Genomic DNA, 13,388 nt, shown 5'->3' with positions numbered 1-13,388 from the left:
TCGGCAAGTAGCTCGATGGAATATGACTCTCACCAACGCAAAGAATGCCGGTTATCTAGATTCGGCAGGTAGTGGAAAATTTAAGCTTAGCTCTGTCGGTGAAAATCTGGTGGCAATTACTCTGCCTGGCGACGGGGCGATAGGAGCCAGTAAAGGCAATGGCTTGACCAAAAATCCTAAAAAGAAGCCCGTCAGGAAGAATGGGAAAAAGAAGCGGTGAGGTGCGGCTTCTTTGCCTGATAGGAGCGCGTAGCTGTGCCGAATGTTTATGAAGCCATCGATGCTGCGATAAATGAAGCCACTGCGGCTCGGAAGCGAGTAGCCAAAATTAGATCTGGTCAAGTGCGTGGGGTTGATGAAATTGCAACGTTAAAGGCAACAGCTCAAACTTGGTTCCACACCCACAGACCAATCATAGTCGCCGGCGCACCGAGCACCGATCTGACTACCGTTGATGCGTACTTTACTGTGGTGTTGGATGCGACAGCTAAATGTGCAGCTAAAGCAACATACTTAGATGCATTAAAAGACACGAAAGGAGCTTTGATTGCAGTCCGCTCGATGGTGCTCGTGGCTCCCACTGTTGATTCCGATGATGTTGCACCAGACTTTTCACCTCTCGCAGGCAGTCTGCAGATGCGGGACATTCTCGTGCGTCGATGGGATGAGTGTGCCAAATGTGTAAAGGCGGATGCTCATCTTGCTGCGATTGTTATGATGGGTGGGTTGCTGGAAGCACTTTTTGTTGCACGAGCCAACCGGTTGACTGACAAGAGGTCGCTTACATCAGCGGCTAGTGCGCCGAAAGATAAGCTCACGGGTAAAACCACTAACTATCAAGATTGGATGTTGGATTCGTATATCAAAGTGGGTTTTGAGCTTAGATGGATTACTGAGTCAGCCAAAGATGTGGCCGACAGGCTGAAGGAGTATCGTAACTTCGTTCATCCAGCTAAGGAATTACGTTACGGCGTGACGCTTAGCTTGAATGACTCATCGATCTTTTGGCAAGTTACTAAAGCATTGGCACGCCAACTACTATTGAGCGCCTAATTCGGAATCTGGGAGGGGCGTATTAGCCTCCTGTGTGCTGAAAAAGTACTGTTGACTTATCTCTGTAGTGTGGATTATATTCCTATTTGTCCCGTCTCACTAGAGGGGCGGCTCGCGATCGTCACGAACGCGGGGCGGGATGCGGTGGGCGCGCGCGGCGTTCGATGTTTCGGATCGCGCGGGGGTAACCTCGCGAGTGAGATGAGACTGACGACCACGCCGGGCGCGAACGGCCCAGCGCGCGATATCCCGGCGCATCGCCTTGCGCCATGGGGCAGCCTTTCGGCCGTCTCCCTCAACGGGAGCGGCGGCGAGGTGCAAGACCCCTGGAGTGATCGTCACCTCAGGGCCGGCGGTCGGGGGTTTTCGCGCAGCAAGTCGTTAACACCATCGCGCGCGGAACGCCGGATGATTCCGGTGTGACCGTGGCGACGACACTCGTGTGCTTTTACTTTTGCACACGGGGCCATGGGTGCATCGAGCACCCGGCGTTCCGCGCGCCCTCTCACGAGAGCGCAGAACGGGATCACGACGACGGCGTCCCCGCGCCGCTAAACAATAGGGGTATTTTTGTACGCCCGAAGGTCGGCGCGAATTGTTTCTGGCGCGAACGGCGCAGGCGCCGCGCGCGGTCGTTAATCATCGCGTTGCCATAGTCATGCTATAACGCGCGACGATTCAGCAAAAGGGATTGCAATGAAAACCCGTTTCGCCATCGCCTTCGCCGCCGCCCTTCTCGCCGCCCCCCTCGCATCGACCGCCGTTTCCGCCGCGCAATGCGGCGGCGACTTCAATACGTTCGTGGCGTCGATGTCGCGGGAAGCCGCGGCGGATGGCATCTCGCAAAACGTGATCTCGCAGGCGCTCGGCGGCGTGCAGCAAGATCAGGCGGTCCTGAATTTCGATCGTCGCCAGCGCGGCACCTTCCGCAAGAGTTTTGAGCAATATGCCGCGACCCGCGTCACCGGCGGCCGCATCAAGGGCGGCAAGGCGATGCTGGCGCGTAATGGCTCGCTGCTGTCGCGGATCGAGAAGCAATATGGCGTGCCGCCGGAAATCGTCGTCGCGATCTGGGGACTGGAAACCGATTTCGGCCGCGGCGACATGGGCAAGCTGCCGGTGTTTCGGGTGCTCGCGACCATGGCGCATGATTGCCGGCGCACCGAACTGTTTCAGCACGAGCTGCTGGCGGCGCTCAAGATCCTGCAGCGCGGCGATCTGCGTCTCGGCGACATGGTCGGCGCCTATGCGGGCGAGATCGGGCAGACCCAGTTTCTGCCCTCGTCCTATATCAAGTACGGCGTCGATTTCGATGGCAACGGCCATGTCGATCTCCGGCATTCGGTGCCGGACGTGCTGGCTTCGACGGCGAACCTGTTGAGGGTCAACGGCTGGAAGGCCGGCGGCGACTATCACGAGGGCTCAGCCAATTTCGAGGCGATGCGCGAATGGAATCGCTCCGAGGTCTATCGCAAGACCATCGGCCTTTTCGCCGACAAGCTGGCCGGGCAGTAGGGATAGCGTTTTCGAGCGAAGTGGACACCGGTTCGCGTCACCGGCTTTGATTTAATCAAAGCCGGACTTGGCTCTACGGCTGCACCAGTTCGACCCGGCGGTTGAGCGCGCGGCCGCTTTCGGTGCCGTTGGAGCCGACCGGGGCGAGGAAGCCGACGCCGGAGGTGTTGAGCCGGGTCCTGACGATCTTGTAAGTGCGCACGAGGTCCTCGGCGACGGCTTCGGCGCGGCGGCGCGACAGGTCGAGGTTGTGGGCCGGGGCGCCCTGGCTGTCGGTATGGCCGACGATGTAGACGTTGAGGTCCGGCTGACCGCTCAACAGCTTCGCGATCTGGTCGAGTGTCGGCCGGCTCTCCGGTTTGAGCGTGGCCTTGTCGGTATCGAAGTAGATGCCGTAGAGCGCGATGTGTCCGCTCTCGCCGAGCCCCTTGGCCATCGCAGCCGCATCGACCATCTTGTTCTGCATCGCGTAGCGTTCGGCGACGGTGAGCTGCGCGAAGATGTCGTCGTTGTTCTTGCTGACCAGCACACTGACATAGGTCTCGCGCCCATTCTCGACCTTCCGGCCGGCATAGTAGCGGTAGTCGAAGCCGTCGACCCACATTTGCGGTATCGGCAGCGCGCCGATTGTCTCGCTGAATGGAATTCCGCCGCAGGCGTCGACATCGCAAGCGAGCAGCGTCTCGAACCCGGCGTTCGCCAGTTGGCTCTCGAAATTGCGGGATACTTCAAGAATCGAGGGACCAGGCCCCGTGCGGTAAGCGATACGGGAGATACGGCCTTCCACTCTGCGCGGGTCGGTGGCCTTGCCGTCCTTGAACGGAGCGGCCTGCAGGGTTGCGGCGTCGAAATCCTTCACGTCATAACCGGTGATGACGCTACCCTTGAAGCGGCCGATACCGGGATAATCGTGCGATTTGGTGACATCGCCCGCCGCGGCTGCGGCCGGTGCGGTCAGGCTCGGCATCAAGTGAAAGACGATGGCGGCGGCAACAGCGAGGGCCAGGCGCGGCATGAACAAACCTTTTGATAGCGTCACATGAAAAACGTCATATGAGTCATATGAAATGGCAGGCGAGGGATCCGCTTCGATCCTCGCCGCTGCGACCCGAGAAAAAATGTTCGTCCGCAATCGCAGCGGATCATGCGCCGTCATCGAAGGCTCGGGCGAAGCAAACTCCGCCCGAGCCTCTGAGACTACTTCTTCTTTTTCTTTGCGGTTTTCTTTGCTGTTTTCTTCGCAGCTTTTTTCGCTTTCTTGGCCATAATGTCCTCTAAGGGTTAAATGGTTGAACGCGACTTCGAGGCGTGTTCAAGGGGACAACCGCACAACAGCCTCGGGCATCGATCCGAACAGATTCGGATGAGCCGCGTCGCGTCACCAAAGCGTCGTCAGCCCGTTATCCACAAGGTTGCATGGCAATCTTCTCAGAAGCGTGTGGAGATGCCGACGTAACTGACGACGTCGGGCGTGTTGCGATTAAGACCGATGTTAAGCCCGACATCGAACTGTAGAGTCGGGTGCGGCTGCCAAGCCAAGGATATGTCATAACTATACTGGCTCACCGTGCCGGTCGGATCGAAATTCTGGTTGGTCCAGATCTCGTTGTACAGGGTGAATTGTCCGAACTGCTTGGCGATGTTCACTAGTCCTGTCACGCCGAGGTGCCGGCCCCGGCCGTCGAAATCGGCCAGCACATCCAGCTGCGGGCCCAGTGTGAGGGTCCATCCGCCAGGCACGCTGTAGTTGATCGGGACAGCAACGCCGCCTTCAACGTTGCCGTTGCCGGTGCGCGCGGTAGGCAGCTTTGCGAATGGCAGGATGGCAAGCTGGAAGTCACCCTCGAGAGGGGTCAGGCGCTGCTTGAAGCGAACGGTCATGTCGCCCACACCCGAGACAGAGGCGACATTGCCGCTGGCATCACGCGTCCACACCCGGGTGAAGGGTGCCCAGTTGAGCTGGATGTCACTGCTGTCAGTCAGGCCGTATTTGAACGTCGGGTTGGTGAACAGCAGTTGGTCGGTGCGAACACCGGCAACGGTGTTGCTGAGCCAGTTGAAGGTGTCAGCCTCAATCTGAACCTTTCCCTTTGGCACGGTGCAGGCGAAGTTGGACTTGGTGGGTCGGTCCGTGCAGATCGGCGCATCCGGCGTAGACCCGGTGGGCACAACATCCTGCGCCATGGCAGGAGCCGCGAAGAGCGCGGCCGATAGCGTGAGCGTGCCCATCGCATACCTGCCTCTCAGGCAAGACCGAGGGCGGCGATGGCCATGTCGATCAGCTTGATGCCGACGAAGGGCGCGACGGGGCCGCCGAGGCCGTAAACGAGAATGGAGGACATCCTGCAGTCCGTGCAGCCCCTTGTTGAGAAGCCCCTCAAGCACGGGCGGCAATACCGCCGCCACAGCCGCGAGGCCAAACAGCGATGCCGGAAGGACAGGGAGCGCGAGCAACGCCATGAGGACCATGGTGGCGAGTCCCGAGCCGATGCTACCGGGCAGGATCGTCGCCGAGCTGCATCAAGATTACTGATTTCAATGGCGCTCCCTAGGGGAAACACCAAGTGACATCAAGAACCTTTGAAAACATTAGCATTTTCGGCCAACCCGCAGGCGATTGTGTAGCAGCCTTTACGTGAGGCGTCGAGTATCACCGGCCGCAACTTAGGATTCCATCAAGACGGCTTGGCAGTCCGTGGAGATGGACGGTTCTCGTCTTGTGCATCGAAGACCTGCTGAGCGTAGGCGTCGAGCAACGTCTCGCAACCACGTAGCCGTTCCGCCGCTTCGTCAGCCAGCGTTGCGCCATAAAAATCGAGCTTTCTGATCTTTTCCAGCCATCCCTGAAGCTTCTTCAGGTCGGTGTCTTCTTCTTCAAGCTCGGCGTAGGTGAATTTTTTGATCGCGATCTCTTTGGCTATCTCAACTTCGAAATCGGCGCACCGACCGAGAAATTCGCGATATTGCTCGTCTCGGTCCTCCGTGAAGCGGGCGACCACCTTCTCTTCCTGTCCTCGGTCCAGCGCGACCGTCTCCAGAATGACCACTTCACCGTTCATCTCATTGATGTCGTTCTCCAGCATCTTCAACTGTCGGACGTGGTCGTCGGTTTTTGGTAGCAAGCAGATGCCGTTCTGCAGATAAACCGCGCCCAATGCCTTGATCTTCCGCCAGAGCGCGATGCGCTTCTTAGCGGGCTCGGGTGGGACCTTATAGGTCAGCAGGAGCCAAGACTTGACGGTCATAAGTACAAATGTAATGTAACGATCGTAACAAAACAAGTGTTCTGAGCTGGCGTTTCTCGCGCGATAATCGCATCACGCTGTGTCGGGAGCGCCACAATCGATTGGCGTTGAAATCATGACTGCCGCTCTAGCTGAACTATCCGAACCGACGGGTGAGCTTGCGGTTCATTGCCGAGGCTTGACTAAAACCTACGGTGCAGGCGACGCATCGGTAACTGCGTTGCGCGGCCTCGACCTTGACGTTCAGCGCGGCGAGCTTTTGATGGTCGTCGGCCCGTCCGGATGCGGCAAGACGACGCTTATCTCAATGATCGGTGCGATCCTCGGTCAGGATTCCGGCGAGTGCATAGTGCTTGGCCGTGACGTGCGGCGCATGAGCCCGATGGAACGCGCCCAATTTCGCGGCACATCGATCGGGTTCGTGTTTCAGATGTTCAATCTGTTGCCGTCGCTTTCCGCGGTCGAAAATGTGGCCATACCATTGCTGATCAACGGGACACCCCGTCCGAATGCAAAGACTCGGGCGCGAGAAGTCGTCGAGGCGGTCGGTCTCGGTTCGCGGCCGAACGCTCTGCCGGGCGAGCTTAGTGGCGGTCAACAGCAGCGTGTCGCGATTGCGCGTGCCCTTGTCCACGACCCGAAGCTGATCGTTTGCGACGAGCCGACCAGTAACCTCGATCACGACACCGGAATAGCGGTGATGGAAATGCTCCGCGGCACGGGCAGAAAGCATGACCGGGCGCTCATCGTTGTCACGCACGATCCGCGTATCTTCCAGTTTGCCGATCGGATTGCGCATATGGACGACGGAAAGATCATCGACGTCACCAGTGGCGGAACGCTGGGATCACCGTTATGAGCCGCCGAATTGCCCTTCCGCTTTTGGCCGTCGTCGGCGTCGGTCTTGCGATCGGCACCGTCATGCTCGGCGATCGGACGCCTCCCGGCGCGTCCGCGGTCCTCAATCCCGTGGTATCGCCTTTTCTGACCTCTGTAGCCGGTGCCGGTATCGTCGAAGCCAGCAGTGAGAACATTGCGATCGGAACGCCAGTGTCCGGAATCGTAACGGCAATCGCGGTGAAATGGGGCGATCACGTCAAGAGCGGGGACCTCCTTTTCAAGATCGATGACCGCGACCTGCAAGGACAGCTTTTGGTCGCGAACGCCAAGGTCAAAGAGGCCGAAGCAGGTCTGGCGAAGGTGAAGAATTTGCTCAATGTCGGAGAGGGCCTGGGCAAGGGCACTTCCATCAGCGTCGTGGACTTGGCCAATCGTCGCTTCGACGTGGGCATCAATGAAGGGATCGTCGCATCGGCAAAGGCGCAGGTAGATCAATTGAAGAGCGAAGTTGATCGGCGGACTGTTTGCGCTCCTTTGGCGGGTCGGATTCTCCAGATCAAGATTCATCCGGGCGAATACGCGCAGAGCGGCGTGGTTAACCCGTCGCTGATGCTGCTGGGTGACGACACGCGCCTGCATGTTCGCGTCGACATCAACGAGAACGATGCTTGGCGGATAAAGCCAACGGCATCCGCTATGGCCTACGTGCCGGGCAATCCAGACCTCAGCGTGCGCCTGCGGTTCGAACGGATCGAGCCCTACGCAGTGCCGAAAGTGTCGTTAACCGGTGAGAGCACCGAGCGCACTGATACACGGGTGCTGCAGGTCCTCTATAGTTTCGAGCGGGGCGAGTTGCCGATCTATATAGGTCAGCGCATGAATGCGCATGTCGACGCACCCGCTGCCGGCGGCGTTGAAGCGCAACCCGGAAGTACGATCGTCGCGAAACCGCGCGAAGGCGCGAAGTAGATGCTCCGCGTGGCCATCAAGATGCTCATGGGCGACCGCGCCAAGTACGCCGGACTCATTTTCGGAATCGCATTTACGTCCTTCTTGGTCACATTCGCCGCGTCGTATTTTACCGGCTTCATGACACGCGGCTTCGCACTCGTTAGCGAAAACCCGACGGTCGACGTATGGGTCATGGACCCCGCAGTGCATTCCGTCGAAAAAACCGCCAACATGGCTGCATCAGCGCTCGATCGCGTGCGCAGCATCGAAGGAGTCCGTTCAGCCGTCCCTATGGCGCTTGGCACCGCTGAGGTGCGGTTCCCAAATGGCGTATTTCAGTCATTTCAGATCATCGGTGTGGATGACGCCACCCTAGCTGGCGTTCCGCCACTCAAGGACGGCGTATCGACCACGGTGTTGCGTACACCAGACTCGGTGATCGTTGATCCCGGTGGGACAAGCGGCAAGTTGCAGACTCCGCAGCTCCGAACCGATCAATGGCCCGGCGGAGGGCCACGTCTCGACGTGCCGACGCGTTCGCTCGCTGTTGGTGATGATCTCCTGGTCAACGACCGCCACGTTACAGTTGTTGGCAGGTCGGAGGCGCTGCCGCGATTTCCGCCGCGACCCTTGCTGTATACGACATATTCCAGCGCCTCGCGCATCCTGTTGCCTGAACGTCGCAGGCTGACTTTCGTCTTGGTGATTGCTGCACCGGGGGTTGCTGCAAGCAGTCTGGCCTCCCGGATCGAATCTCGGGCGGGACTTCGCGCACGTGCGGCGGACGACTTCAAGAGTGATACGGTGTGGTGGTTCCTCGCCAATTCCGAAGATGTCGGCGATATCGCCGCAATGCTTACGCTTGCAATGTCGGTCGGCCTCGGGGTGACGGGAATCATGCTGTACATGTTCACCACCGAAAACCTCAAGCAGTACGCGGTGTTCAAGGCTATGGGCGCTACGTCATCAACGCTTCTGGCGATGATCTTTGTTCAGGTCTGTCTGTGCGCCCTGCTTGGGACAGGCCTTGGTCTCGGGCTCTGTGCTCTTGTCGGCCAATTTGCATCCGAGTTCGAATACCCATTTCGAATGATGTGGTTCACACCCTTGGTCGGCAGCACGATGGTTCTGGTGGTGAGCGTGGTCGCCGCGATAATAAGTGCGGGCCCGGTGCTCAAACTCGATCCCAGTGTCGTCTTTACAGGTCGTTAGGTCGAGGTCCGCTCCGGGTCCAAAAGCGGACTGTCAGACACCTTGTTCTTCCCGCTCTAAGTTGCGGTACCGGCGCTAATTTTAAGGGTCACAAATGCGAGACGTGACCTCGTAGCAGCAGCAATGGGATTTCCCCCATAGCCCTCCCTTCTGCATCGACATCGGCATCTGCAGTGCTTCATCACTAACCTCTGTCGGCCTCAATGGGTCTGACTAAGTGTTCCGAAAACCCGGTGTGGATCGCATGGCGAAAACCCAGCATTCGCAGCAGGCTTCGTCGATCACCTCGCGTGTTCCAAAGACATTGCTTTTCGGACTCGCGGGATTCAGAATCGTTTCCATCCTTCACTCATAGAGGAAGCATGGAGATGCATTCACGAAGCCCCTTCACTCGGCGTGTTGCCCTTTACGTTCGCGTGAGCACCGTAGAGCAGCACACTGGCAACCAGCGCCTTGAGCTACAAGCGGTAGCGGAGCGGCACGGCTGGGAGGTTACCGCAGTCTACGAGGATGCGGGCATCTCGGGAGCCAAGGGACGCAACCAACGGCCCGGCCTCGACGCACTCATGAAGGCAGTAGCCCGCCGCGAGGTGGACATGGTGGCGGCATGGTCGGTGGATCGCTTGGGACGATCCCTCACGGACCTTCTAGACGTACTACGAGACCTACATGCAAAGGGAGTGGACCTCTTCCTGCATCAGCAAGGCCTCGACACATCCACACCCTCGGGCCGGGCTATGTTTCAGATGCTTGGGGTGTTCGCCGAGTTCGAACGCTCGATGATCCGAGAGCGGGTCATGGCAGGGCTTGCGAGGGCCAAGGCAGACGGTATCAAGCTAGGGCGTGACCTCGAAGTGGGAGTGGGTACCGTGCTTCGGATCAGAGACGGCAAGGCATGCCGTGATGAGGGACCATCATCGCGCACGTCACCTCACACCTGCTAGGATATAGAGCCTACCGATGGGACAAGCATAGAGACAGAGATGGGACAGACATAGAGACGGAGATAGGGCGGACATAGAGACAGAGATAGGGCAGAGATAGGGGAGATAACCACTGGGGCACAGGCACTTCTTTCATTTTGTGTTATCGTGATGCATTGACTTTTTGTCTTCAATTTCATACACACCGCATGCATTCTGTAACGCTGATTTTTGGAGTACCAACACCAATGCATTCGAATTCGACCAGCTTGGCCACAATTTTCATTGCTTCGAGTCACATTGAGATACGCAACGAGCGCGTTGCACCGACTGGATATGCATTCTCTCTTTCTCCCGACTGTCCGTCATCAAAACATTTGGCGCAAAGAGCGGCGAGATTTAGCGGAGAGCGGGCCTCATTTGTTGGTTGATGTTAAGCGGCGATTTTGCGGTGGAGCAAGCGCCGATATTTGATTGTCTGTCGTTTGATCCTTTCACGCTGTTTGATGATGGATTGTGCACGTCCGAAGTAGACGTCGGCGGGTGTGACGTTGCCGATGCCCTCGTGATAACGGCGATGATTGTAATGCTCGATGAATGCCTCGATCTGACACTCGAGATCGCCGGGCAGGAAGTAGTTCTCGAGCAGGATGCGGTTCTTGAGGGTTTGATGCCATCGCTCGATCTTGCCTTGGGTTTGCGGATGCAGCGGTGCGCCGCGGATATGGCTCATGCCGTTGGCATCGATCCATTCGGCAAGCTCGGCGGCGATGTAACTGGGACCATTGTCGCTGAGCAGTCTGGGCTTGTGCAACACCTTGGTGTTGTCGCAGCCTGAAGCTGCAAGGGCCAGTTCGAGCGTATCGGTGACGTCCTCGGCGCGCATGGTCGAGCACAGCTTCCAGGCAATGACATATCGAGAGAAGTCATCGAGTACGGTGGACAGATACACCCACCCCCAGCCGATGATCTTGAAGTAGGTGAAGTCGGTCTGCCACATCTGGTTGGGTGCTGTCGTCTTGTCTTTGAACTCATCAGCCGCCTTGACCACAATGAAGGCTGGGCTGGTGATGAGATCGTGGGCCTTGAGCAGGCGATAGACACTGGCTTCGGAGACGAAGTAGCGCTTCTCATCGGTAAAGCGCACTGCCAGTTCGCGCGATGAAAGTTCGGATTGCTCCAGCGCCATCTCGATGATCTGACCCTGGATATCGGCATCGATGCGGTTCCACACGCGACCTGGCCGGGAAGGACGATCTTCCAACGCTTCCGGCCCGCCCTCAAGGTAACGGTCATACCAGCGATAGAAGCTTCGACGTGCAATGCCCAGTTTGTCGAGTGTCTTCTTCGCCGGCAGATGCGATTGCTCGACGAGCCTGATGATCTCAAGCTTTTCGGATGCGGGATATCTCATTCGCCTTCGCCCCCATCCGCGATCATGCTTTTTTTGAGCAGACGGTTCTCCAGCGTCAGATCGGCAACCACCTCCTTCAGGGCATGCGCCTCACGGCGAAGGTCTTGCACTTCACCACTTGTCGCAGCTCGCGCCGTATCACCGGCCAGCCGCCGCTTGCCTGCCTCCATGAACTCCTTCGACCAGACGTAGTAAAGGCTCTGAGCGATCCCTTCCTTGCGGCACAGTTCAGCGATGCTGTCTTCACCGCGCAAGCCATCAAGCACAATCCGGATTTTATCTTCCGCCGAGAAATGGCGCCGGGTGGCGCGGCGAATGTCTTTGACAACCCGTTCGGCAGAACTTTTCCTGCTGCGAGACTTCGTAGTCATGTTCGTTCCTTCGTCATCGACGAGAACCGAACTCTCCTTAAATCATACCTTCAATTCTGTGCCATAGGCGCTGATCCCGGACAGCAACGGGTCTTTGCGTTGACCAGATCGGGAAAGTCATCGCGCATGTGAAATGGCACGGGCTTCCCAGCCAGCGCCTCCGGCAGACGCTTTCGGAACTCGTAGATGCCGGATGCACGTCGCTGCATGTAACTCAAAGCCGCCATTGTGGACCACCTTTGTGGGCTACGTTTGTGTAGCAAGGCGGCCTCTCTAAGCTCATGATTGCTTAGAGTTTTCAGCTTTTCAATGGCTTAGATGATGCATGGCGCTCCCTAGGGGAATTGAACCCCTGTTTCAGCCTTGAGAGGGCCGCGTCCTAACCGCTAGACGAAGGGAGCGTATTGGACAGGCAATAACCCCGAAATCGATACGCTGCAAGGTACCTCAGGATATCAGGGCTCGCGTGCGAAACTCAGTGTTCCGGTCGACCGCAGCGTACGCGGATCGAACGTCCGTATCTGGACGGAACCGCCGAGATCGAGGGTCACCACCAATCGGTCACCTGTAACCGCAGTCGCGATGATCTTTGCGTCCTTCGGCAGGGTCGCGGTGACGTCGACCACCGGCCTGCTTCCCTCAGCGCGGAAAAAACGATAGCCGATGGCGACCAGGACGGCTCCAACGGCGAGGGCTGTGGTCAGCCCAGCGATCAACATCATCCGCCGAACCCTCGCGAACAGCGCGGCCTGTTCCGGCGTCGGCTCAGGGTTTAAAGTCTCGGTCATGCAAGGCTCGGCTCTTGAAGGCTCATCATCGGATCACGATCAAAGGCTGGACATCATTGTCACCGGCGACGAGGGGTCGGTGCGCCTTGACCGCGTCCTTGCCGTTCACAGTCCCGATTTGTCGCGATCACGCCTGAAATCCCTGATTCTCGCCGGCTGCGTCAGTGTTGTGAAAAAAGTTTCTGCTGCCGAGAGTGCGATCGGCCCGGCTCGTGTTTGCGACCCGGCTTATCATGTCGCTCCGGGAGATACGATCACAATCCTCGTGCCCCCGGCAATATCGGCCAAACCGAAAGGCGAGGCCATCGCGCTGGATATCATCTACGAGGACAACGATCTCATCGTCATTAACAAGCAGAAAGGTCTGGTTGTTCATCCCGGTGCAGGCCACCAGGCCGGGACGCTCGTCAACGCCCTCATCGCGCATTGCGGGGAGAGTCTGTCCGGCATCGGCGGCGTCTGCCGGCCCGGCATCGTACATCGACTCGACAAGGACACCACCGGCCTCATGGTAGCCGCCAAGAATGACGCCGCACATAAGTCGCTGAGCGCGCAATTTGCGGATCACGGACGCACGGGAGCGATGCGACGCGGTTACCTGGCTTTTGTCTGGGGATTGCCGAACCGCCCCCACGGTACCGTTGACGCTCCGATAGACCGGCATCCTTACGCACGCGAAAAGATGGCCGTACGTGCAGGCGGGCGGGAAGCGATTACCCACTGGGAGGTACTGCAGGCCTTCAACGGCCGGGACGGAAAACCGGTGGCCGCTCTCCTCGCCTGCCAACTCGCCACCGGCCGCACACATCAGATTCGGGTACATCTCGCCGACGCCGGCCACCCTCTGATGTGTGATGGCGTCTATGGATCGCATTTCAAGACCAAGGCCAATCATCTGGGGCCGCGGGCCTCGGCCGCCCTAACCACTCTCGGGCGGCAGGCGCTTCACGCGTCCCTTCTGGTCATCGAACATCCACGGACTGGAGAAATTCTCCGCTGGGAAGCAGGGTTGCCGGAGGACCTGTTTTTACTTCGATCGGCTTTAGCGGCGGCGGAATGACGCATATTTCAAAAAA

Annotated in this window: 15 protein-coding genes and 1 tRNA gene; 9 read left to right on the top strand and 7 right to left on the bottom strand. The window is 58.3% G+C overall.

The genetic code is table 11. The features are described 5' to 3' along the window. The first annotated feature begins 22 nt into the window (after nt 1-22). From ACM561_RS14525 to ACM561_RS14510, 4 genes are all read left to right on the top strand, one after another. Nucleotides 23-220, top strand: coding sequence for a hypothetical protein (locus tag ACM561_RS14525; protein WP_425905918.1), 198 nt, complete (start codon nt 23-25; stop codon nt 218-220). 35 nt (nt 221-255) lie between these two features. Continuing rightward, nucleotides 256-1,053 carry a hypothetical protein gene (locus ACM561_RS14520; RefSeq protein ID WP_425905917.1) on the top strand — a complete coding sequence of 266 codons (798 nt, stop codon included), beginning with the start codon at nt 256-258 and terminating at the stop codon, nt 1,051-1,053. Nucleotides 1,054-1,254: 201 nt separating this feature from the next. Then, nucleotides 1,255-1,476: a hypothetical protein gene (locus ACM561_RS14515; protein WP_425905916.1), complete on the top strand. Its 222-nt coding sequence runs from the start codon at nt 1,255-1,257 to the stop codon at nt 1,474-1,476. A 273-nt stretch (nt 1,477-1,749) separates the two neighbouring features. Next, nucleotides 1,750-2,568: a lytic murein transglycosylase gene (locus ACM561_RS14510; RefSeq protein ID WP_425905914.1), complete on the top strand. Its 819-nt coding sequence runs from the start codon at nt 1,750-1,752 to the stop codon at nt 2,566-2,568. A 73-nt stretch (nt 2,569-2,641) separates the two neighbouring features. Here the strand turns inward: ACM561_RS14510 and ACM561_RS14505 are convergent, their stop codons facing one another. From ACM561_RS14505 to ACM561_RS14495, 3 genes are all read right to left on the bottom strand, one after another. Then, nucleotides 2,642-3,583 carry an OmpA family protein gene (locus ACM561_RS14505; protein ID WP_425905912.1) on the bottom strand — a complete coding sequence of 314 codons (942 nt, stop codon included), beginning with the start codon at nt 3,581-3,583 and terminating at the stop codon, nt 2,642-2,644. 413 nt (nt 3,584-3,996) lie between these two features. Continuing rightward, nucleotides 3,997-4,797: a transporter gene (locus tag ACM561_RS14500; protein ID WP_425905910.1), complete on the bottom strand. Its 801-nt coding sequence runs from the start codon at nt 4,795-4,797 to the stop codon at nt 3,997-3,999. Between the two features lie 446 nt (nt 4,798-5,243). Beyond that, a complete protein-coding gene (locus ACM561_RS14495; protein WP_425905908.1) occupies nt 5,244-5,813 on the bottom strand; it encodes a Chromate resistance protein ChrB in 570 nt (189 codons plus the stop codon). Between the two features lie 115 nt (nt 5,814-5,928). On the opposite strand from ACM561_RS14495, the gene ACM561_RS14490 reads away from it, so the two are divergent. The 4 genes from ACM561_RS14490 to ACM561_RS14475 all read left to right on the top strand — a co-directional run bounded on the left by ACM561_RS14490 (nt 5,929) and on the right by ACM561_RS14475 (nt 9,760). Further along, on the top strand, nt 5,929-6,672 hold the full coding sequence (locus ACM561_RS14490) for an ABC transporter ATP-binding protein (RefSeq protein WP_425905906.1): 744 nt from the start codon (nt 5,929-5,931) through the stop codon (nt 6,670-6,672). Beyond that, nucleotides 6,669-7,622 carry an efflux RND transporter periplasmic adaptor subunit gene (locus ACM561_RS14485; RefSeq protein ID WP_425905905.1) on the top strand — a complete coding sequence of 318 codons (954 nt, stop codon included), beginning with the start codon at nt 6,669-6,671 and terminating at the stop codon, nt 7,620-7,622. The genes ACM561_RS14490 and ACM561_RS14485 overlap by 4 nt, the downstream gene beginning before the upstream one ends. Beyond that, on the top strand, nt 7,623-8,816 hold the full coding sequence (locus ACM561_RS14480; protein WP_425905903.1) for an FtsX-like permease family protein: 1,194 nt from the start codon (nt 7,623-7,625) through the stop codon (nt 8,814-8,816). Between the two features lie 368 nt (nt 8,817-9,184). Then, on the top strand, nt 9,185-9,760 hold the full coding sequence (locus ACM561_RS14475) for a recombinase family protein (protein ID WP_425905902.1): 576 nt from the start codon (nt 9,185-9,187) through the stop codon (nt 9,758-9,760). 412 nt (nt 9,761-10,172) lie between these two features. Here ACM561_RS14475 and ACM561_RS14470 read toward each other — a convergent pair. The 4 genes from ACM561_RS14470 to ACM561_RS14455 all read right to left on the bottom strand — a co-directional run bounded on the left by ACM561_RS14470 (nt 10,173) and on the right by ACM561_RS14455 (nt 12,312). After that, a protein-coding gene (locus ACM561_RS14470; RefSeq protein ID WP_425905397.1) for an IS3 family transposase occupies nt 10,173-11,524 on the bottom strand; the annotation gives its coding sequence in 2 pieces (ribosomal slippage) (nt 10,173-11,188 and nt 11,188-11,524; 1,353 coding nt in all). Between the two features lie 50 nt (nt 11,525-11,574). After that, nucleotides 11,575-11,751 carry a hypothetical protein gene (locus ACM561_RS14465; RefSeq protein WP_425905900.1) on the bottom strand — a complete coding sequence of 59 codons (177 nt, stop codon included), beginning with the start codon at nt 11,749-11,751 and terminating at the stop codon, nt 11,575-11,577. Nucleotides 11,752-11,850: 99 nt separating this feature from the next. Next, nucleotides 11,851-11,925: transfer RNA gene (locus ACM561_RS14460), tRNA-Glu, on the bottom strand. A 54-nt stretch (nt 11,926-11,979) separates the two neighbouring features. Next, nucleotides 11,980-12,312 carry a hypothetical protein gene (locus ACM561_RS14455; RefSeq protein ID WP_425905898.1) on the bottom strand — a complete coding sequence of 111 codons (333 nt, stop codon included), beginning with the start codon at nt 12,310-12,312 and terminating at the stop codon, nt 11,980-11,982. Between ACM561_RS14455 and ACM561_RS14450 the strand changes: the two genes are divergently transcribed. Beyond that, the gene (locus ACM561_RS14450; protein WP_425905896.1) at nt 12,311-13,372 is read left to right on the top strand and encodes an RluA family pseudouridine synthase; all 1,062 of its coding nucleotides are present in this window, start codon (nt 12,311-12,313) and stop codon (nt 13,370-13,372) included. The genes ACM561_RS14455 and ACM561_RS14450 overlap by 2 nt on opposite strands. The last annotated feature ends 16 nt before the right edge of the window (nt 13,373-13,388 follow it).

Source organism: Nitrobacter sp. TKz-YC02 (assembly GCF_049852135.1).
Lineage (GTDB): Bacteria > Pseudomonadota > Alphaproteobacteria > Rhizobiales > Xanthobacteraceae > Nitrobacter > Nitrobacter vulgaris.
Note: the sequence above shows the minus strand (reverse complement) of the source record. Positions and strands in the feature narration are given on the sequence as shown.